This is a genomic window from Kovacikia sp. CALU 1929 (assembly GCF_056784235.1).
In genome coordinates this window covers 109,077-130,411 of record NZ_JBXBCF010000056.1, presented here as the reverse complement: position 1 = coordinate 130,411, position 21,335 = coordinate 109,077, and the positions used below count along the sequence as shown (strand labels likewise).

Annotated in this window: 18 protein-coding genes; 7 read left to right on the top strand and 11 right to left on the bottom strand. The window is 51.3% G+C overall.

The features are described 5' to 3' along the window. Positions 1-62: 62 nt before the first annotated feature. The gene (locus AC1S52_RS06455; protein ID WP_482028192.1) at positions 63-620 is read right to left on the bottom strand and encodes a glyoxalase-like domain protein; all 558 of its coding nucleotides are present in this window, start codon (positions 618-620) and stop codon (positions 63-65) included. Between the two features lie 239 nt (positions 621-859). Beyond that, complete coding sequence (locus AC1S52_RS06450) at positions 860-1,543, bottom strand: tetratricopeptide repeat protein (RefSeq protein ID WP_482028191.1); 684 nt, start codon at positions 1,541-1,543, stop codon at positions 860-862. Between the two features lie 290 nt (positions 1,544-1,833). Between AC1S52_RS06450 and AC1S52_RS06445 the strand changes: the two genes are divergently transcribed. Then, a complete protein-coding gene (locus AC1S52_RS06445; protein ID WP_482028190.1) occupies positions 1,834-3,282 on the top strand; it encodes a S8 family peptidase in 1,449 nt (482 codons plus the stop codon). Beyond that, positions 3,255-3,386 carry a hypothetical protein gene (locus AC1S52_RS06440; protein WP_482028189.1) on the top strand — a complete coding sequence of 44 codons (132 nt, stop codon included), beginning with the start codon at positions 3,255-3,257 and terminating at the stop codon, positions 3,384-3,386. The genes AC1S52_RS06445 and AC1S52_RS06440 overlap by 28 nt, the downstream gene beginning before the upstream one ends. Before the next feature lie 33 nt (positions 3,387-3,419). Here the strand turns inward: AC1S52_RS06440 and AC1S52_RS06435 are convergent, their stop codons facing one another. The 5 genes from AC1S52_RS06435 to AC1S52_RS06415 all read right to left on the bottom strand — a co-directional run bounded on the left by AC1S52_RS06435 (position 3,420) and on the right by AC1S52_RS06415 (position 9,202). Further along, complete coding sequence (locus tag AC1S52_RS06435) at positions 3,420-4,304, bottom strand: DNA-formamidopyrimidine glycosylase (protein WP_482028188.1); 885 nt, start codon at positions 4,302-4,304, stop codon at positions 3,420-3,422. 227 nt (positions 4,305-4,531) lie between these two features. Beyond that, the gene (locus AC1S52_RS06430; RefSeq protein ID WP_482028187.1) at positions 4,532-4,786 is read right to left on the bottom strand and encodes a photosystem I reaction center subunit IV; all 255 of its coding nucleotides are present in this window, start codon (positions 4,784-4,786) and stop codon (positions 4,532-4,534) included. Positions 4,787-4,917: 131 nt separating this feature from the next. Continuing rightward, entirely contained in the window at positions 4,918-6,108 is a 1,191-nt protein-coding gene (gene cruG, locus AC1S52_RS06425; RefSeq protein WP_482028186.1) for a 2'-O-glycosyltransferase CruG, read from the bottom strand. Between the two features lie 84 nt (positions 6,109-6,192). Beyond that, complete coding sequence (gene cruF / locus AC1S52_RS06420; protein ID WP_482028185.1) at positions 6,193-7,125, bottom strand: gamma-carotene 1'-hydroxylase CruF; 933 nt, start codon at positions 7,123-7,125, stop codon at positions 6,193-6,195. A gap of 184 nt (positions 7,126-7,309) precedes the next feature. Further along, positions 7,310-9,202: a ShlB/FhaC/HecB family hemolysin secretion/activation protein gene (locus tag AC1S52_RS06415; RefSeq protein WP_482028184.1), complete on the bottom strand. Its 1,893-nt coding sequence runs from the start codon at positions 9,200-9,202 to the stop codon at positions 7,310-7,312. A gap of 522 nt (positions 9,203-9,724) precedes the next feature. Here AC1S52_RS06415 and AC1S52_RS06410 point away from each other — a divergent pair. Further along, the gene (locus tag AC1S52_RS06410; protein WP_482028183.1) at positions 9,725-12,640 is read left to right on the top strand and encodes a CHAT domain-containing protein; all 2,916 of its coding nucleotides are present in this window, start codon (positions 9,725-9,727) and stop codon (positions 12,638-12,640) included. A 154-nt stretch (positions 12,641-12,794) separates the two neighbouring features. Here AC1S52_RS06410 and AC1S52_RS06405 read toward each other — a convergent pair whose 3' ends face one another. From AC1S52_RS06405 to AC1S52_RS06395, 3 genes are all read right to left on the bottom strand, one after another. Next, positions 12,795-14,414, bottom strand: coding sequence for a GldG family protein (locus tag AC1S52_RS06405; protein WP_482028182.1), 1,620 nt, complete (start codon positions 14,412-14,414; stop codon positions 12,795-12,797). A 174-nt stretch (positions 14,415-14,588) separates the two neighbouring features. Beyond that, positions 14,589-15,401 (bottom strand): ABC transporter permease, encoded by an 813-nt coding sequence (locus tag AC1S52_RS06400; RefSeq protein WP_482028181.1) that lies wholly within the window; start codon positions 15,399-15,401, stop codon positions 14,589-14,591. After that, entirely contained in the window at positions 15,402-16,418 is a 1,017-nt protein-coding gene (locus AC1S52_RS06395) for an ABC transporter ATP-binding protein (protein WP_482028180.1), read from the bottom strand. A 25-nt stretch (positions 16,419-16,443) separates the two neighbouring features. Between AC1S52_RS06395 and AC1S52_RS06390 the strand changes: the two genes are divergently transcribed. The 4 genes from AC1S52_RS06390 (at position 16,444) to AC1S52_RS06375 (ending at position 20,298) form a co-directional block, all read left to right on the top strand. Continuing rightward, positions 16,444-16,587, top strand: coding sequence for a hypothetical protein (locus tag AC1S52_RS06390; RefSeq protein WP_482028179.1), 144 nt, complete (start codon positions 16,444-16,446; stop codon positions 16,585-16,587). Between the two features lie 3 nt (positions 16,588-16,590). After that, positions 16,591-17,655 (top strand): GGDEF domain-containing response regulator, encoded by a 1,065-nt coding sequence (locus AC1S52_RS06385; RefSeq protein WP_482028178.1) that lies wholly within the window; start codon positions 16,591-16,593, stop codon positions 17,653-17,655. 9 nt (positions 17,656-17,664) lie between these two features. Further along, positions 17,665-18,600, top strand: coding sequence for a type II secretion system F family protein (locus AC1S52_RS06380; protein WP_482028177.1), 936 nt, complete (start codon positions 17,665-17,667; stop codon positions 18,598-18,600). Between the two features lie 234 nt (positions 18,601-18,834). Further along, entirely contained in the window at positions 18,835-20,298 is a 1,464-nt protein-coding gene (locus AC1S52_RS06375) for a glycoside hydrolase family 13 protein (RefSeq protein WP_482028176.1), read from the top strand. On the opposite strand, the gene AC1S52_RS06370 is transcribed toward AC1S52_RS06375, so the two are convergent. After that, on the bottom strand, positions 20,295-21,275 hold the full coding sequence (locus AC1S52_RS06370; RefSeq protein ID WP_482028175.1) for an ABC transporter ATP-binding protein: 981 nt from the start codon (positions 21,273-21,275) through the stop codon (positions 20,295-20,297). The genes AC1S52_RS06375 and AC1S52_RS06370 overlap by 4 nt on opposite strands. Positions 21,276-21,335 lie beyond the last annotated feature (60 nt).

The following is a 21,335-nucleotide window of genomic DNA, read 5'->3' as shown; positions in this document are numbered from 1 at the left end:
CTGGAGACCGCTATAACAGCTAACAAAACCTGTGAAGTTGTTTTTTAACAAGCCCTAAAAACTCAATTAGAGACTTCTGCCATTTCAATCACAATGCCTTCGTAGTCTTTGACCAGAAAATTAAGCGGCTTTTCGCGCAGAATTTTGTACTTCATCCCACGAGACTGGATACGGAGCAGAATTTGCTCCAGACAATCGCGATCGAAACAAACGTGACGCTGGCGATTTTTTTCTCCCAGACTGGATCCAGAAATGACGTGCAGTTGAGTATTTTTCTTTAGCTTGTACCACAGCCCATCTGAGGTATTAGCAGCCTCGATCGTTGAACGACTGACCATAGGTGCGGCATAGAGGGGATCGATCGCTGCCGTTCCCAGGCTTTGCTCGTAGTTGTAATAGTAATGCAGGGGCACATCCGCCACAGGCAATTCCAACTCTCCTTCATAGAGTCGGCGGGCAAGCTCCACATCAGACACCATGATGGTATGAACTTTTGGAGCACTGGTCAAAAACATCCACATGGCAACGGCGTATGCCCCTAACAGCATCACCATAATGCCCTGGGTTGAAAAGAGGGTATCCAGACCAGGAAATGCGCCTAGTAACAGAGTCAAGTTCATAAGAGCCATACTGCTATAGTCAAATTTATTTCTATTCCTAAGTACTTCAGCCTATTCTATCAAGAAGCTTTTGGAGATGGAGGGTGGGAAGAGTGAAGAGTTGAGAGTGAAAAGTTGAAAGTTGAGAATTAAGAGTGGAGAGTTTTGAGTAGTACCAATCAGTTATGAGAATGATGAGTATAACTCAGAGTCTGGAAAGCTCGCAATTCAAGGGTTGTAGCCTTTCAGAAGGCTCAGCTTCATATTGGTTTGGTGTAAACTGACTTCCCCCTCACCTCCTCTCCCCTGCCCTTCAACTCCTGAAGCACTCGCTTAGACGTTTCAATCTGGTCAGGGCTGAAGCCTGCTTCGTTTAAGTAATCCAGGAAGGCAGCGTCATTGTAGCGGGAGTCTAATGCTAAGGCTTGTTGGTAAGCAGTTTGGGCACCGGCACGATCGCGGTTGCCCCAGTGGGCGATCGCCTCAGCAACCGGGGGGTGGGGGTTATTCGGCTCCAGTTTCGCGGCTTCCCTGGCGGTAGCAACTGCCCAGTCATACTGCTTTAGCCGTTCAAAGGCGAGGCTGAGGTTGTAATAGGCAATTTCGTTGTCTGGTTTGAGCAAGGCTGCCCAACTGTGAGTGGTGACAGCGGCATCTAACTGTCCACCGACCAGATAGACGATACCTAAAGCGTTGAGGGTGGGGACATCAAAAGGGTTGAGGTAGAACGCTTGCAGAAGGGTATTGGCTGCATCGCTTGCCTGCCCTGCTCGATGTTGAGTCCATCCCAGTAACACCCTGCCAGAAATATTGTCGGGTTCCAGGGCAACGGCTTTTTGGAGCACGGCGATCGCCTCCGGGTAGCGCTCCTGACTTCGATACGCTAACCCCGTCTGGCGATACTCCTGGGCTGAACTTGCCAAACCTGGTTTGGCGTAAAGCAAACAGCTTAGTAAACCAACACCAGCAGCAAAAAGAAGTTTAGATGGCAGCCACCTGCTGGGGTTTCTCAGGAGAAAGTGTTTTGTCATGCTTCAGCGATCGCAGCAATACCCTGGCACTAAAAGTCATAAGCACTATAGCAGTTCTCCTCGCGTTCCCTACGCCTATGTGGATGAGAGCACGGAGGATTGTTTAGGGAGAGCGGAGAGCAGAAGTACCCTCCTGGGTGCTGCTGAAGATCATTTGGTTTGGTCATTCTGGCAATAGGTAAGCTAGACCAGGAGAGATCAGAATGAACACATTTAAGCAAGAATCAGAAGGCTATACCCCCCGTGTGGTGGTTAAGTTCCGGGATGGAGTGGAGCCTGTCCAGGGGGAGGGGTTGGAGACGTTGATTCAGAGCGATCGCCTGGGTCCCTGGGAGCAGCTAAGACAGCAGTATCCCGGTATTCGTCTTCAGCCGCTGTACACTTCGGTACGGTCAACCAAGATTCAGGAACTGGTCAACCGGGCTACCCAACTGGATCCTGGCTACCGTCCATCCAGTTTTTCCAATTACTTTGTGATTAATCTTCCACCTGGTGTGGAGCCTGAAGCACTGGTTCAGGCGCTTTCGTCCTGGGAATCAGTCCAAACAGTGTACTTTGACCCACCCGGCGATGAACCCTTTGTCAATCCAGAGGATGATCCCCTTTCGGTTAACCAGGGCTATCTCAATCCGGCTCCCATTGGGATTGATGCCCGTTATGCCTGGAGATTTGCTGGAGGTGATGGGGCTGGGCTACGGGTGATTGACCTGGAACGGGGATGGACCCTAAACCACGAGGATCTGGTGGATCAGGGATCGGTACTGTTGCATGGGGCGATTCGGGATGGATCGAGAGCGCACGGCACTGCCGTATTGGGCGAAATTGCGGCAGTAGACAATACCATTGGCTGTATTGGGATTACCCCAAATCTTGCATCGGTGGATGTGGTTTCCTACTGGGAAAGCAACCGACCAGATGCCATTCTGGCGGCGATCGCCACCCTTTCCCCTGGAGATGTACTGCTGCTGGAAGCGCAACTCAATATCCCTGGTTGGGTGAATATGCCAATTGAAGTCCTGGATGCAGAATTTGATGCCATCCGGCTGGCAACTGCACTCGGCATCATAGTAGTAGAAGCGGCGGGTAACGGTTCGAACGATTTAGACACCTACACTAACGGGGCTGGCGATGCCATTTTTAACCGCACTGCTTCTGGCTTCCGGGACTCTGGTGCCATCATGGTAGGTGCTGCCAGTTCAACAGTGCCCCACACCCGCTTAGGATTCTCTAACTTTGGTAGCCGAATTGACTGCTACGGCTGGGGAGAAAACGTCACCACCTGCTCCTCCAATGATGCAGGAGCCACGGATCAATATACTGACTTCTTCAACGGAACTTCCAGCGCATCCCCCATCGTCACCGGAGCCGCTCTGGCAGTGCAGGGGCTTGCTCAGGCAAATTTAGGTTCCCGCTTTACCCCCCAGCAACTCCGTGCCATCCTCAGCGACCCGGCTTTGGGAACTGCCTCCAATGATCCAGACAGCGATCGCATTGGAGTCATGCCCAACCTGAAAGCAATCATTCACAAGCTGAAAATCCACAAACGTCCCTGTGAAATTGTGGTTCCCGTGAAACTGAAGGTACCTGTTTATGTGGAACCCGTAGTGATTGAAAAAGCAGCAAAATGTCTGGCTCCCAACCGGCAGTGCTGAAACAATGCAGGTCAAACGTATCATTTCCGCAACGGGCAGAAGCAGAACGCCAACGGGCAGAACAATTAGCAGAGCGATTACGGCAGTTGGGAGAAGAGGTCTAGGGCGATCCAAAATCATTGCCCTTAACATTGCCCTTAACGTTGACAGCGGGGGCAGAAATGCGCCGATCTCCCTGCCATTCTTAACCGCTGAATCACGCTGCCACAGGTGCGGCACGGATCCCCATCACGGGCATAGACCCAGGCAACGCCCCCATAGCTACCATTCACCCCTTCCACACTGCGAAAGGTACTGAAGGTCGTTCCCCTGGCATCAATGCTTGCCTGGAGCACTTGCAGAATATTGGTGCGGAGACGGTCAATCTGCTTACGGCTCAAGTCAATGCACAGGGTTTTAGGATGGATACCGCTGAGAAACAGTGCTTCATCGGCATAAATATTTCCAATGCCCGCCACGATCGCCTGATCAAGCAGGGCATTTTTTACTGGACGGCGGCGGGGCTTCAGTTGCTTCACCAGGTAGGCAAGGGAAAAGTCATCTGAAAAAGGTTCCGGTCCCAGGAATTGCAAACCAGTCATAATCCGTTCAGGGGCTTCACCGGGGGGCACCCACCACATTTGCCCAAACGTCCGCTGATCCACAAATCGCAACTCCTTTTGTCCCTCGAAAAATAACCTTACCCTGGTGTGTTTTTGTAACGGCTCCGATGGGGCGATCCAGAGGAGTTGTCCGGTCATACGGAGGTGGACACCGAGGTAGCCCGCAGGTGGTGGTGTTTGGAGGGAGTCTATCGCCTTGCTCCCATACCCCGTACTCTGTACTAGTTCTGCTAGCAAATATTTCCCTCGCCTGTGCCACTGGGCGATCGCGGTTCCTGTAAACCCTTCCAGGAACTCATAAACAGAAGCAGGATGGGCGATTGTGCGATCGAGCAACACATCACCGCCCTGGATTGTTTGATGCAGGGTGACGAGGTTTAGTCCTCTACGGACAGTTTCAACTTCGGGCAGTTCGGGCACAAGTGGTTGCTATCAGTTCAAATGGGAAGAACCAGATTTCTGGGGAAACATGCAACGAAATCTAGATATCTGGCAAAAGGAACCAGGTTTTCGTACTATTGCTCTAGCAAAACTAGCATAAACAAATTGGGTGGAACCAGGCATTTGACTACCCACTTCCACCCGAAATTGGAAAAAACAAAATTTACTGAGACAGCCCCAGACTGCTCTAGAGCCTGGAAATTGCCTTAAGCACTAGCGGCAGCAGCAGCCTTACTCGCCTTAGCGGGCGGTGCAACTTCTACCAGATCGCTCTCTGCAAAGTTATTGGTATTTACACCAGAAGCGTTGCCGCTCAACCCCGTGTAGTTAACCCGTTCAAAACGAACGATTATAGGATACTTAATGCCACTCGTGTCGATGGAGGCAACGGTGCCCACATCTCCAAACCAGTAAGACTCTTTACGAGTAACTCGTACTTTAGAACCGCGCTGGATTGCCATGTGTTTTCCTTCTGTGCGTAAGCTTAAACTGATACAGCTTTGATGCTCTTAAATTTACTACGGAGTGGGTAATCATTTGCTGAACAGAAAGTCAGCCGCAACAATCTGAAACATATAACCACTCTTCCCCATCACTCATAACTCCTCCCCCGCCAGTGCTTGGGTTTCTGAAGCGAGGATAGAAAGATCCTCAAGACTGCCAGGGGGTCTGCCAGGGGGGAGAACCAGAAAAACCAGCGAGTCTTTGCCTGGGAGAAGTCGTAGGAGGAGGCGATCGCCCAGTTCAACCCCACTCGGACTGTGACCAATAGTAAATTCAGACTAAAGGCAGCCAGGGTGATTAGCGTGGAATTTCCACGGGCAACGTCTGGCAACAGTAGAAACAGTAAAAGAATGGGCAAGCCCTGAACTGCTAGTAGCAAGAAACTGTCTCCCCAGACCTGGGCAGAAGCAGAAGCATCCTTGAGATCCAGCGATCTGCCCCATTCGCGCCAGGTTTCTGCTGCCCCTTCGTACATCCGCACCTTCAAAACACCTGCCCCATCCAGAAAACCAACTTTAGCTCCCTGAGCAGCAATATGTCTGGTGAGAGTGACATCATCACAAAAGGAGCCACGGGCGCTAATGTAGCCTCCCACATGGGTCAGGACAGAACGGCGACAGAAAAAGCATTGCCCATTTGCCATGACTCGTTCTGGAGAGTTTCCCCGTTCTCCTGCCGCGCCAAATCGGTAGATGAGGGTGATTAGTAAAGCGGGCTGAAGCCAGAGTTCTCCGGGATGTTTCAGAATAAACCGGGGGGATAAAGTGATCAGGTCATACTCTTCTTCGAGGGCAGTTTTCAGCAGACTGGCTATGAGACCAGGAGCGGGTTGGGTATCGGCATCTATTCCCAGAATCCAATCACTTTTCTCTGAGCTGGCAAGAAACCCGGTATGCAGCGCCCAGGGACGACCCACCCACCCCTCCGGTAGTGGATCGTCTGAGATCAGGCGAAAACGAGGATCTTTCTGTTGAGTTGCTTTTACCAGTTCTGGTGTTCCATCCTGGGAGTTACTATCGACCACAATCACTTCCCGGACTTCGTAGCTTTGTCTGCTTAATCCTTGCAGGCAAGGGGTAATGCGCGCTGCCTCATTCAGAGTGGGGACGACTACACTCACGGTTCCCAAAAACTCCGGTTGGGAAGATTGTGGCTGGAGAGGAGCGTGACGAAAGGGACCCCGAACCAAACGGGCAAACAAAATAGCGGTTGCCGGTACCTGCACCAGCAAAAGACCCAGAAAAAATACATTTTCCAGGAAGGCAAGAGTGAGCATCATTTCCACTGAACTATTCAGGCAAAACAGCCATTTCAGGCAAAACAGCCATTTCAGGCAGAACAGCCATTTTAGCTGCAATAACCCTTATTCAGGTGAAACCCCCACAGGAATAGCTGCCGCCTCAGTGGGAACCTCTTCCAAGATTGGATAGGGTTGCTGTTGCTCTGGTGTTATGGGCTTGGCAACCCACCAGAGCGCGATCGCTGGAACAACTCCCAACAAAACGCTAATGGCTGTAGGGATCCAAAACCGGCTATCTAATTGAGCTACGGTAATAACTGCACCAAAGCTAAAGTTTGCCAGGTAAATTGCCAGTGGCACCCACAGTTGAGCACGGGTCAGATGCAATGGGGTTCTTTGCCAGAAGAAAGTGGCTACAGCCATGAACAGGGCACCTGTGCCCAACCAACCCGTCACATTGCGGTAGGGCATCCCAAAAAACTGCCCTGGATCTTGAAATTCCCAAAAGGGGTAAGGGGTCTGACTCATCGCAGGATCTAGCACAAAGTCCCAGGCAGTCAAGAGAAGCGCCCCGATCGCGATCGCCCCCGCTTGTTTAACCCATCCCTGCAACCCCTTCGCCTCTAAACCTGCTCTTGCCAACACATAAGCCGATAGACCCAGGTAAAACCAGGAGAGAGGAATTGTAAACGGAACCAAGCCTGCAACTTTGTAACCCAAACCGCTCAAGTAAGAATAATGCCCAAACGGAAATCCTGTACTGGTTCCCAACAGTTCACTTCCCAGAGAAAGGCACACCGCAGGCAACATAAAGCCCAACCAGTTGCGCCAGCCCAAAGTACGGCAGGTATAGAGGGCAACCGTGGCAGCCCCCAACAGGATATAGACCACTCCACCGCCCATCATGCTCCAACCGAACAAGGTTTGCCCAAAGGTTGGCAAACTCCCAATAAACTCAGGGTTTGGCAAAACCAGCAACAGCCCCGCCAAACCAAATACCAACGCCAGAACATGCCCAGCTAAACAAAACCGTTCAGCAACCACCGACACCCTCATAAGCAATACCTCGGCAACGGACACCAAACGGGACTGTTACAAGTTTACAAATGTTTACCAGTAATAGTGTGAAGTTTTGCAATCAAATTTGGGTGGGGGGTGGTTTGAGTTTTGAGTTGAGAGTTTTGAGTTAAAGATCTTCCCCCCCCCCCTTTCCCTCTTCCCCCCCTTCCCCTCCTCCCCTCTAAAAAGGTTGAATCCGAATTGAGAAGTAAATTCCCCGGTCTTGGAGAGTGTTGCCCTGATCGTCAGTGGAGTTGAGGCGGTGACCGTATTCCAGACGGGCAGAGAAGTAAGGATCAAATTGCCAGCGCAGTCCAACGCCCACACTTGCCAGGGCACGGCGGGGGCTGAGAAAGCCAGTGTCGCCGTTGTTCCAAACAGTGCCAATGTCAAAAAAAGGAGCCAGTTGAATTACTCCAACCCCTTCTGGGTCACGGACAATGGGTAGGCGAATTTCCAGCGAGCCTGCGACACCGTTGTCTCCAACGCGCTGGTTTTGACGATAGCCGCGCACGGTATCTACTCCGCCAATACTGAACTGTTCTAGCGGCAACAGTGAGTTGGGGGTGAGTTGGGTTGCCACACGGGCGATCGCGATGATGTCACTACCCAATGCCTGTACCCACTGGAATTGGCCTACCCAACTGACAAAACGCCCATCGGTACCCGTGTCATTCACCGTGGCATTAAAAATGGGCAACCCCAGGCTGAATTGGGATCGTGCCGCCAGCACCCGACTGGGACTGCGGTTGATCCAGTCCTGGCTGAAGCGGAGTACGGAAACCCTGGATAACCCGTTTTCGGGTCCTAGCGAAAATGAGAAGGGAATGTCCTCTAGCAAAAAGGTTTGACTGCGGCGCAGGTCAAAGGCAAGACCGAGGGCAAATTCAGTCGTAGGGGTACGCTGGATCGGTTGGCGAACTCCGATGGAAAAGGTTTCGCTATTACTATTGATGCCCAGAACGGAAAATGGCTGTTCAACAATTTTGCTGTTATTGCGGGTGTAGAACAGGCTCAAGGAGCCATCACGGGGATTGACGGGAATGTTATAGCCTACGTTGAAACTACGAACACCCTCCGTTAGCCCGTACTCAGCGTTGAAGCGATCGCCAAACCCCAGCAGGTTGTCATGATTGAGATAGAAACTGCCTCCAATGCTACCAACGCTGGGAGAGTTGCGGTTTTCAACTAGCGCCCCGACATAAAACGTCCGCGCTTCTTTCAATTTGATTGTTAACACACTGCGTCCCGGCGTGGTGCCTGCCCTTAGCTCTGCCTGCACTGAAACAAATAGCGGGTCAAGCTGGAGCAGTTGCAGCCCTGTTTCTAGCTTGCTGATGTTGAGCGGTGTTCTACCTGCCAGAGCAAGCCGTTTACGCACATAGTTTTCCCGCAATCGCCGCAGTCCCTGAATCTCAATTTGTTCCAGCTCTCCTTCAACCACCTGGATTTTGACCACCCCACTTGCCAGGTCATCCTGGGGTGGCAGAAACGCACCAGAAGTGGTGTAACCCCGGTCTGTGTAGAGCTTTGTGACTGCGGTGCGAATTTCCAGGAGTTGCTCAAATGTCAAATTCCGGTTCTCAAACGGCTGTACAACCCGATCCAGTTCTTGCTGAGAGAAAACGGTGCTGCCCAGCACTTCAACCCGCTTGACTTGAACCGTCGCTTCAGGATCCGGAACTGGAGGGGGTGGAACAGAGGGAGGGGTTTGTAGCTGAGGTTCTGGCGGAGGCGCGGGCTGAACTTCTGGGAGGGGTGGAATGTCTGGGCGGGGCGGAAGCAACGGGTTGCCTGGATCAGGCACTGTGCCGGATGGTAGGGGAATGGTTCCAGGCACGGGGGTTTGCGCCAACAATAAGCACGATATGGGTTCATTTGGTGCCAATCCTTGGGGTGGGCACTGGGATTCAACAATCCGATCATTCTGATTCTGAGTCCCCTGATTCTGAGCGTCCTGATTGACCAGAAACAGAGATGGAACTTTGGGAGAGGAAAGTGGAGATGCGGCAACCGGGGTACTGGTGACGAAATAAAGAGTTTTCAGGGAGATTAGCAGAACGGGAAACTTCATAAATGTTGGGTTCAACTCTGTTTTTCCGGGTCGGGTCTCGCCTTTGAGAATGCATTGGTTGACGGTTCACTCTTCTGGGTAAAACCCCTTCATTACAAAGTGTTTAAGGTGAATCTGAAATTATTTCACTATTAAAGCAAATTACTATGATTGAATGACTGGTCAGCGATGGTTGCTCTTGGGTGGAAGTTTTCTCCTGGATGGAATCAATTCCATCTCACCATTCTGACCCAGGCAATGGATAACCAAAATCACACCCAAAGGTCATTTGTGCCGTGTTTTTCTGCATCTACACTTTTAGGGATGGACTGCGCGCAATTCTAGTTATGACGGTTGCTATGGTGGAGCTAACTAGAACTTACGTGTGGATGAGTGGATGGGTGGATGGGTGGATGGGTGGATGGGTGGATGGGTGGATGGGTGGATGGGTGGATGGGGCTTATGCAAGGGGAAACGACTGTCAGCCCCTTGTCTGTCCAGGCTAATTTTTCTAGTCTTTTAAGTCTCTGATGGAAATGTGAAATGTTCGATTTTTATCGACGACTGCTGCGCTGGAGCTTACTGTTTGTTTTGGGAATCAGTCTTTGCATCCTGGCAGCGATCGCCGAAGGAGTGGTGCCGGGGCAATCGATCGCCCTATCTACGTCAGCCGAGCAGTTAGTCGAACAGGGGTTGCATAGCTATCAGGCAGGCAAGTACCCAGAGGCGATCGCGGTTTGGGAGCAAGCTCTAACTCAAACGACCCGTCCCCAAGATCGGGCAATAGTGCAGACTAATCTGGGTCAGGCATACCGACGGATAGGTAAGCCTGATAAGTCCATAGCCCAATGGGAACAGGCGATTCAGTTCTACCAGGCAAATAGAAATACCAACAGTCAGAAAGCCATTGCCCAACTGTTGACCGAGCAGGCACAGGCATACAGCGACTTAGGGCAGCATCGGACTGCCATTTATCGCTTGGAGACGGCGATTAAGCTAGCACAGAAAATCCAGGATGACCTTACCCAGTCGGCAGCTCAGGGGATATTGGGTAATGCTTACTGGGCGCTGGGCACCTATGAAGAATCTCTAGTGGCTCACCAGAAAAGTCTGGGGCTTGCCTGCAAACTAGAGAATAAGGGCTACATCACAACCGCCTTGAATAATCTAGGCAACGTCTTTGTCAGTCGCTCTGACCGCGCACGCTCTCAGGCAAATGTCGCTCAGCGAGAGAAGGACAAGGATAGTGAAAAAAATTTGACTCAGCAGGTAGACCATTACAACCGGGTCGCCCTGGCTGCTTACCTGCAAAGTGCGGAAGTTAGCCGCTCAATTAGCGGTCTGGCAGAAGCCAAAGCCCTACTGAACCTGAACCGCCTGCTTCAGAAAATGCCAAATGCTTCACCTGTGACAATGCCAGAACTGGTTTGTGGAACCTTGAATGTGAAGGCGTTGCTGTCTCCAGTTGATAAGCTCCCACAATCGTTTTCTCCTCCCGCTAACATTCCATTACCGTTTAATCAGTCCCGCATCCAAACGTTGCTAGATGCAGAACCCGATTCGCAAGACAAGGCATTCGGCTATATCAACCTGGCAAATAACAGAATTGAGCGATCGCACGGCAGAATCGAGCATTCAGTTAATCTGGCTGAAGTTGAACCCCTGCTGCAAAGAGCACTGACAACCGCACGAAATATAGAGAATCCCAGAGCAGAATCCTATGCCCTGGGAACGCTGGCAGAGGTCTACGAGTCGAATCGGCAATACGACCAGGCGATCGCCCTGAGTCGGCAGGCACAGTTTACAGCCCAGAAGATTGGAGCAGGGGACAGCCTTTACCGCTGGCAGTGGCAGATGGGGCGCATCTTCAAGGCTACCGGACGAACCGAACAGGCGATCGCGGCTTACGAACAGGCAGTGATTACCCTCCAAAGTCTGCGGGACAATATTGTGAGTGCTAACAAAGACCTGCAATTTGACTTTCGCGAATCCGTAGAGCCAGTCTATCGGCAGTTGATCGGGCTTTTATTGGATGAGGCAGCAGAGGGGCAGAGGAGCGCGGAAGCAGAGGAGCAGAGGAGCAGAGGAGCAGAGGGGCAAGGGGCAGAGGGGCAAGGGGCAGAGGGGCAAGGGGCAGAGGGGCAGGGGGAAGTCAGCTTACTCAAAACTCTCAACTTGAAACTCCCAACTCGCAACTCCCAACTGGACACCCCACACTCTACCCCCTACGCATCCTCAAACGTCAGCACTCGCAATATCGCCAAAGTACTGGATATCCTGGAACTCCTGAAGCTGGCTGAGTTGCAAAACTTTTTTGGAGATGACTGTGTTCAGGTGGCAAAAGAGACAGCCAGGGCTGAGCTTTCCTTTGCTCCCAATGGTGCCAGTCGAGAACCGACCTACGGACTGCTCGATCCAAAGGCAGCAATCATTTATTCAATTGTGCTGGAAGACAAAACCTATATGGTTTTGCGGCTACCTGATGGAACGCTCAAGAAATATCCCGTTCTGGCGAAAGTGGCAAAACCAGGGGCAGGGATAGAGCCACTGAGTGCGCCAACCGTGGCGGTTCTGGAAAGTGAGTTAGAGAAAATAATCACTCAACTGCGGGAAAAGCTAGAGAAACGGGCGACGGAGGAATATTTGACAGATGCTAAGGCAGTTTATGATGCCCTCATTCGACCGATGGAGGCAGACCTGCAAGCGGCAAATCCAGCAACGCTAGTTTTTGTAAATGATGGCGTATTGCGGAAGGTGCCCATGGCAGCGCTCTACGATGGCAAACAGTTTTTGATTGAAAAATACCCGATCGCAACCACACCTAGCCTCAGTCTCACCACTCGCCGCCCCTTTAACCGTAAAAACCTGAGAGCGTTGATCATGGGGTTGACCCTACAACAGGAATCCTTCAGTGCTTTGCCTAATGTGGGAGATGAACTAACCGAGGTTCAAGAAATCCTGGGTGGCACCAAGCTACTTAATCAGGAATTTACCCTCAAGGGTATGCAACAGCAGTTGAACCAAACGAGTTATCCCATCATTCACATGGCAACCCATGGTAAGTTTGGCGCAGATGCCGACAGTACCTATCTGCTGGCGTATCGCGATCGCATCACAATTGATCAGTTGGAGGAAGTTTTGCGATCGCGCCGCAGCCGTGACCCAGTAGAACTCCTAACCCTGAGTGCCTGCCAAACTGCCGCAGGAGATAACCGCGCTGCCCTGGGAATTGCCGGAGTTGCCGTTCGAGCAGGCGTTAAGAGTGCAGTGGCGACCCTATGGTTTATCAACGACGAAGCAACCGTCCCCTTAGTCCGAGCGTTTTACAAGCAACTCCTGAAACCCAATGTCACCAAAGCCGAGGCACTCAGGCAAGCCCAGCTAGAATTAATTGGCAAGCGCGAATATAACCACCCTGCGGTTTGGTCGCCCTTTATTCTGATCGGCAATTGGCTTTAGGCAACGAAGTGAAAGAGTTGTTGGTTGTTAGTTGTTAGAAACTAACAAGAGGGCTGAGGGGAACTAGTCAGTGTCAGTAGCAGTGCTCATTTCCCCCTTGACTCCTCTGCCCCTCTGCCCCCCTACTCCTCTTCTTCATCCTTTATCCTTCCCTTCACCTCCTTCTCCACCAAACAGCCGCCGCCGTACCAAAACCAATCAGGGGCAAAATGACCAACGACAGCAAGGCGGTCAGGTTTGCTTGCTGACTACTTAGTGCGATGCGTCGGTTCTTTGACTCCCTGGGGCGAATAGAAAGAACTTGCTGGTCTTCCTGACTCAACCAGCGCATGGAGTTCAGGAAAACATCGCCATTAATCGCTCGGTCGAAATAGCCATTGCCAACAAAGGTAGAGTTGCCAATTACGACCATGCGCGACTCTCTCTTGTTTGCTTCAGGGGTTGGGGTTGGCGAAGGACTGGGAGAAGGACTGGGAGAGGGTTTGGCAGGTGTTCCCAGGGCGCGGTTGAGGGCAAACCCTAACACCAGAGGACCCTGGCGATCGCTCGCGGCATCGAACTGGATAGGCTCTTTTTTGATATCGCTTTCTGCCCAAACGCGATCGCTGGTAAACAATAACGGGGCAAAGGTAACTCCCGCTGTCTCTTTGGCATCTACGGCTCTGGCACCACTATAAAACGAGAGAGAGTTACCAAAATCCTGGGTAATAGGATGGTCACCATACTGAGTGACCGTTACATCCAGGGGTCCCAAGTTCGCTGCCCGACCGGAAGTATCAATTACTACACGCGGGTCAAGCGTTACCCCCCAGGGCGACAACAAGCCATCCAGTCCCGGATTCACATTCGGGTCAACCATCACCATCAGGTTGCCGCCCTGTTTGACGTAATTTTCCAGGGCATCTATTTCTGGCTTCAGCAGAGCCTTCTGGGGTCCCGCCAGCACAACGACCCTGGCATCCTTGGGAAAAGCAGTACTCTCCACCAGGTTTAGCGGCTTGACGGTGTAGCCTCTGTCCTGTAGCGCTTTCGTTGCTTCAGAGATGGCACCCTGTCCTGCCTCAGTCGGACGCTCTCCGTGTCCCTGAAGGAAATAGAGGGAAGCCTGTTGCGTCGTTGTGACCTGGGCGATCGCATTGGTTAACTTAGACTCCACCAACCGCTCATCCGCTCCTATCGATTGAGCAAACTGCTTCCGCTCAATTGTCGGAGATTCCACAATCACATCCCCAGGCTTTTTTACCTCTAGCCGCTGTACGACTGACGGCTGAGCATTCGGGTTAATAAATTCGTAACTAAATTGTTGCTGGTTCAGTCGTTGGTAGCTTTCCAACAGTTCCCGGTCCTGCGTACTTTGCTGGGGGTCAAACACCCACACCTTCACGGGTTGCTTCAGGTTGCGTACCAGTTGCTGAGTTTCTGGTGCCAGGGTAAAGGTCTGATTCTCAGTTAAGTCTAGTCGTCCGACATAGCGAGTTCCCAGAAAGTTGACCAAACCCAACAGGGCAATCACGGCCACCGTCGCAATCAAAGCATTTGTCCCAGCCTGGGTAGAGCGCCTGCGCCAGAAACCCGGTCGCGTTTTGCTTTCTTCAAACCGGCTCAAAAATAGAAGCCACAGCCCTAGTACAATAATCCCGGCAATCATCAGACCTAAAGGCGCAACTCCCCAAGTACCCGACACAATACCAGCGACCAAACCCGCTAGTACCAACATCGGACCCAACCAGAACAGGTACTTAAAATATTTCAAATTCGCTTTGATTGTTTTCATCACGAAACACGTTAGATAACAGTAAGTAGTGAATGAGCGTGGAAAGAGTTGGGAGTTGGGAGTTGGGAGTTGAAGTGACCAATGACCAGTGACCAATGACAAACACCCAAATATCACTGATCCCATACCACGGATCATCTGGCTAACAACTAACAACCAACATCCAACAACTACTCAAGACCTTTGAAACTTAAATGCCTCAATTGATTGCGCGGTCAAAAACAAGCCCAAAATAATGTAGCTGGCAAACAGAATCAGGCTGCTACTGTCTACAATTCCCTGAGTCAGGTTGCCGTAGTGCTTTAGCAGGGAAAGGTGCCCCAGCATACTGCCCACCGGTCCCGTAATGCTTTTAGCTAGACTGTCCACCATCCATAGCAGCAACACCAGGGCAAAGGTGAAAATGGCTGCCAGGATGGTGCTGTCAGTGAGAGAGGAAATAAACATTCCCAGGGACAGGATGGAAGCCGCCAGCAGAATCAACCCCAGGTGACCCAACAGAACCACAGCAACACTCATGGGTGGGTTGGTGGCGCTATAGGCGATCGCTTGATAGACCAGCAGGGGCAGCACCATAGTCAGGAAAAACGTCACCACTGCCAGCAACTTACCCAACGCCACTGCCCAATTAGTAATGGGTGAGGTTGCCAACAGTTCCAGGGTGCCGCGTTTGCGCTCCTCAGCATAAAGCCCCATCGACAGCACCGGCAAAATGAACAGCGAAACAAACCCCAGCGCTTGTAGAAAGAATTGTAAAAGAATGGTGGGAGCATCGACTGGTGGAGCAGAAACACCAAACTGCTGACTTTGCAAATCCATCAAAGCCGCACGCTGAATCACACCATCCGGTCCCAGCAGCAGCGCCACATAGAAAATACCTGCCAGTAGCCAGAAGATACCAGCAACCACATAAGCCAATGGCGAGGCAAAGTAACTTTGCAATTCTCTGCGGTAAATTGCCAAAATATTTGCGATGATTACGCGCATCTATGCCGCCTCTCCTGTGAACTCGGTTTTACTGGTTGCCGCATCAGCATCAATGGGGGTTTCTTCGGTTGTCAGTTGTAGGAAGACATCTTCTAGAGTGGCTTGGGTGCGGCGCATTTCATATAACCCCAGACCAGAGCCGACTACGGTAGCAGCGATATCCCTGCCAACGGGTTCTAATCCTGGCTCAGCGATGACTCGCAGCTTAAAGTGGTTTGTGGGCAAGTGGTCAGCCGCAATCGGCTCAACCTGCTTCACCCCAGCCAACCCTTGTAAAAACACGATTAAGCGTGTCTCTATATCGCTGGCTTCCCCTTCAACCTCTAGCTCGTAGCTTGAACCTCCCGCCAGTTGAGCCATTAAACTTTCTGGAGTGTTAGTGGCAACGACCCGCCCCCGATTGATAATAGCAACCCGGCTACAGGTCATGCTGACCTCCGGTAGGATGTGGGTAGAAAGAATAACGGTGTGATCCCCTGCCAGACTTTTAATCAAATTGCGAACCTCAATAATCTGGCGTGGATCCAACCCGACCGTAGGTTCATCCAGAATAATTGCCGGTGGGTCATGAACGATCGCCTGGGCAATTCCCACCCGCTGTTTGTACCCTTTCGACAGTTTCCGAATCAGCGTCGTGCGTTTCTCAACCAAACCACAGCGGTCGATCGCGGACTCAACCTGACGGGGGCGATCTCCCGCACTCACCGCTTTGATTCGCGCCACAAAATGTAAGAAACCCTCCACGGTCATATCTGGGTAAAGTGGAGGGGTTTCTGGCAAATAGCCAATATGCTTACGGACTGCCAGGGAATTCCCATGCACCTCAAATCCGGCAACCTTTGCCGTGCCTGAAGTAGCAGGCAAATAGCCCGTCAAAATTCGCATCGTTGTGGTTTTTCCAGCCCCATTCGGACCCAAAAAACCCAGAATCTCTCCCCGCTCAACCGCAAACGTAATATCCTCAATCGCCGTGGTTGAGCCGTAGCTCTTGCTTAGATGCTCAACTTCAATCATCATGAACCTCACGATCAGGAGCGCACAGATGTTGCCTATCTTAGACAATGGCTACATCAAGCAGCAGGAATCATACACCATTATGTCCTCCCGAATTCAGCATTTCAGCGAGGGAACGAATGGCAAAAATGGGAATATTTTGGAAGCAGGGAGCCGTGCAACAAGGAAATAGCGCATGAGCACGTCATCAGAGCATAGCCACAAAGCTGCCAGTCAGGGCACGATTTTGATTGTGGATGATACCCCCGATAATCTGCACCTGCTGACCCGAATGCTAACTCGACGTGGTTATGAGGTACGGGCAGAGACGACGGGTGAAATGGCATTGGTCACGATTGAGCAAGATCCGCCTGACTTGATTCTGCTGGATATTTGTATGCCTCAGATGGATGGGTACGAACTTTGCCAGGTGATCAAGGGAAACACTGAGACGAGAGATATTCCCGTAATTTTTATTAGTGCGCTGGATGAAGTCCTGGATAAGCTGCGAGCCTTCGATGTGGGTGGAGTAGACTACATCACCAAGCCGTTTCGGATCCCGGAAGTGATGGCACGGGTCACAATTCACATGACGCTGCGCCGATTACAACAACAGTTACACGAGCAAAATGAGTTATTAAAGCAGCAGGTCAGCGAACGCCGCGCTGCGGAGATCGCACTCCAGGCGGCAAATCAGGAATTACAGCGCCTTGCCAATCTTGATGGGCTAACTCAGCTTGCCAACCGCCGCCGATTTGACGAATACCTGGAACAGGAGTGGCGCAGGCTGATCCGGGAACAATTGCCGCTTTCCCTGATTCTCTGTGATGTTGACTGTTTCAAGGTCTATAACGATACCTATGGGCATCAGGCAGGGGATGACTGTTTACGCACGATCGCCATGGTTCTCCAGGCATCGGCAAAGCGTCCCGCAGACGTGGTGGCTCGCTATGGCGGGGAAGAGTTTGCCCTCATTTTGCCCACCACTCCATTGGAAGGGGCATTACAGGTTGCAGACGACATTCGGATGGCGCTAAAACGCTTGAAACTGGAGCACAAGGGTTCCCAAGTGTCTTCGATGATTACCCTTAGCCTGGGGGTTGCAACCGTTATTCCGTCCTTAAGTATGGAACTCAGTGACCTGATAGCAGGGGCAGATCGGGCACTTTATCAGGCAAAGTCGGAGGGACGCGATCGCATCACCGCCCATAATTGGAAAGTTGAATCGGAAGAGGTTTGCACCAAGGTTGATTTGATCTAGAGGGATTAGGTGGTAGGGGTGGAGACGGCTCGGTTCTTTCATCAATTGGCAGCGCTGATCAGGGCTGATTTTTCTGTGCAACAAAGTTTAGGGATGGCAGGGAAAGCTTGTAGTCCAGCCCTACAAAAAACATTACGCGAAGCCAGTTTCAAGATTGAGATGGGGCAAAATCTGGCATGTGCGCTCAACCCAGGTTGTTTTGACTCGTGGACTTTGAGCTTGATTCAAGCAGCAGAGTATGCTGGTTCATTGGAGGAGACCTTTGAGCGGTTGGCGATCGCCGCTGAAACCCAACACCGCCGAAACCGCCTCTACCGTTCAGTTATTCTTTCTGTGTTGATGGTGGTTCTAGGCGTGCTGGCACTGTTGCTAACGGTGGTTACAGGAGGCAAGGGCTTTTTATTACAACCCTGGTTCTGGCTGGTGATGGGGCTTGTAGGCGGCGGTTTTTGGGTTGTTTCTGGTATGGCAGGTTCCCAGGGAATGGGACAGGAAATGCTGCGATCGCTCACCCAGTTTCCCCTGATGGGTGGAATAGTCGAGGCACGTTCGATGCTTTACTTCACTGAGTTGGAGCTTCCTTTAGGCTGTGGAGTGCCTATTCTGCAAGCGTTGGAGTTAGTTCGCAACCATATTCCTGAGCGGGTCATGGGGCAAAATTTGGCGATCGCATCCCGTCAGATTCAAAAAGGACACACCCTCAGCCAGAGTTTGCAGGGCAGGTTGCCGCCCCTGGCAATGCAGATGATTCGGACTGGCGAAGAGACTGGCAACCTGGAAGGAATGCTGAAAAAACTAGCGGAGTATTACGAAAACGATCTGGAGCGAAGACTAAAACAGCTTGAAGGAATCCTGCGCCCCTTAGGCATTCTGGCAGCAGGCATCCTCGTACTTTTAACCGGGATTCAGGGTATCAACTCCCTTTTAAATGCATTGCCCAAATAGGACAAATCTGTGGTGGGGGAAGAAAGTTGTCAGTGGTTAGTTGTAGAGCTTCCGAGACCTCCGAGGTTTTCAAAACCTTGGAGGTCTAGCCCTAACCTTCATTCCTTCCCCAACTCAAAACTCTTAACTCTTAACTCTCCTCTCTCCCCTCACACATAAATTTCTCCCACAAGTTAGAGTTACATTTCTCAATATTGCCTGTAACTTTAGCTACTGGAGAGCTAGATCAGATTTATGCAAATTCAGACACCGAATTGGGTTAAACACGCTGTTTTCTACCAAATTTTTCCTGATCGCTTCGCCCGCAGTGAGCACCCCCACAAAAAGCTGCTGAAAAATGCAACCTGGGAAGAATGGAACGCCATGCCAACCCTTCAAGGGTACAAAGGCGGCGACCTCTGGGGTGTAATCGATAAGCTGGACTATTTGCAGGATTTGGGAATTAACGCGATCTATTTCACGCCTATTTTTCAATCTGCCAGCAATCATCGCTACCATACCCACGATTACTACCTGATAGACCCAATGCTGGGGGGCAACTCTGCTTTCCGAGATTTGCTGGATGAGTCCCATCGACGCAACATAAAAGTAGTGCTGGACGGGGTATTTAACCATTCCAGTCGGGGGTTTTTCTTTTTTCATGATGTGCTGGAAAACGGTCCCCATTCTCCCTGGCTAGACTGGTTCAAAATCCATGACTGGCCCCTATCACCCTACAACGGAGAGTTCCCTGCCAATTACGAAGGCTGGGCTGGCAACCGGGCATTACCTGTGTTTAACCATGACAACCCAGAAGTGCGGGAATACATCATGGAAATTGCTGAACACTGGATTAAGTTTGGCATTGATGGCTGGCGGTTAGATGTGCCGTTTGAGATTAAAACTTCCGGTTTCTGGCAAGAATTTCGCGATCGCGTGAAAGCCATCAACCCTGAGGCATATATCGTGGGTGAAGTGTGGGGCGACTCACGCGAATGGTTGGATGGCACCCAGTTTGACGGCGTGATGAATTACCTGTTTGCCGCACCCACGATCGCCTTTACAGCCGGCGATCGCGTCGTCATGGAACAGGTGCAGGATCGTTCCTATTCTCCCTATCCACCCCTATTTGCCAGAGAGTACGCTGAAAAGATTCAAGATCTTCTAAAACTCTATCCCTGGGAAATTCAACTGACCCAGTTAAATTTACTGGCAAGCCACGATACGGCACGACTACTTACTATTGCCGGAGGCGATCGCGCCAGTGTAGAATTGGCAACCCTATTGTTGCTTACCTTTCCTGGTGCTCCCAGCATTTACTACGGGGACGAGGTCGGTTTACCTGGCGCGCTCGATCCAGACTCCCGCCGAGGGTTCCCCCTGGAAGCAGACTGGGATCGGGAGATTTTTAACTATCACCACCAGCTAATTTCCCTCCGCCATGCTTACCCGGCTCTCCAAACGGGAGATTACCGAATTCTTTTTGCCGAAGCAACCACCTATGTCTTTGCTCGCGTCCTGGGCAACGAAGCAATTATTGTTGCGGTCAATATTGGTACGGTTCCAGCAAAGGCAATCGTGACTCCAGCGGAGGCAGGGCTACAGTCCCAGGTGCAGCAGCAACTATTTGGGTCCAGTGAATTTGAATGGATTCAAGCCGAATCAGGTTCCAGTCTGCATATGACGCTGCCGCCCCGTAGCGGTTGCATTTTAGGCTAACCACTCGTATGAATGCCCCGATCGCGCAATTGCTGAATAAAAAACTCTTCCAGGGTCGGGCGTGCCAGGTTGACCGTGACGATTTGTGCTCCCATCAGGTTGAGGGAGGCAAGAAAATCATAGGGATCTCCCTCTAAATGCCCATACCAGCAGCCTTCCTGAAAGCCGAGATCAGTCATCCGCTTCTTCAGTACATCCAGGCTGCCACCTTTGCCTTTAACAAAGTAAGTCGTAGCAGTCCCCAAAAGTTCTTGTAAGGAACCAATACAGATCAGTTCGCCTTGTGCCAGGATGCCAACGCGATCGCAAATCATCTCCACATCCGACAGCACATGGCTGTTAAAGAAAATAGTGCGCCCCTGGGACTTTAGGGATAGGATAATTTCCCGAATCTGGTAACGCCCCATCGGGTCTAACCCCGACATGGGTTCATCTAGAAACACCACCTCTGGATCATTGATCAATGCTTGCGCCATGCCAATTCGTTGCAGCATTCCTTTAGAGTACTGCCGCAGTTGCTTCTTCTTTGCTGCCGACTGAGCCAGACCAACCAGATCGAGCAATTCGGGAATCCGGTGCTTCTGGACTGAACGGGGAATCCGAAATAAGCCCGCAGTGAACTGTAAAATCTCCCAGCCTGTCAGATAGTCATAGAAATAGGGATTTTCGGGCAGGTAGCCAACCCGCTGCTTAACAGCGCGATCGCCCAACGCTTCCCCCAATAGCTTTGCCTTCCCCCCGGATGGACGAACGATTCCCAGCAGAGTCTTCAGCAAGGTTGTTTTGCCTGCCCCATTGGGACCCAACAAACAAAAGGTTTCTCCCTCATACACCCGTAACGTGCAATTTTGGAGCGACACATTTTTTTGCGTCAGCCAGAATCCCGTCCGGTAAGTCTTACGTAGCTCATAAGTCTCCACCACAGTTGGGCGATCGACCACGGCGGGTTCAGTTGTTCCCTGATTAACAGAATCCATACGTTCCTAGATATTCCGGTCTTCTGAGAGTTTGCTCAGACCAACTTACAACATAGTAAA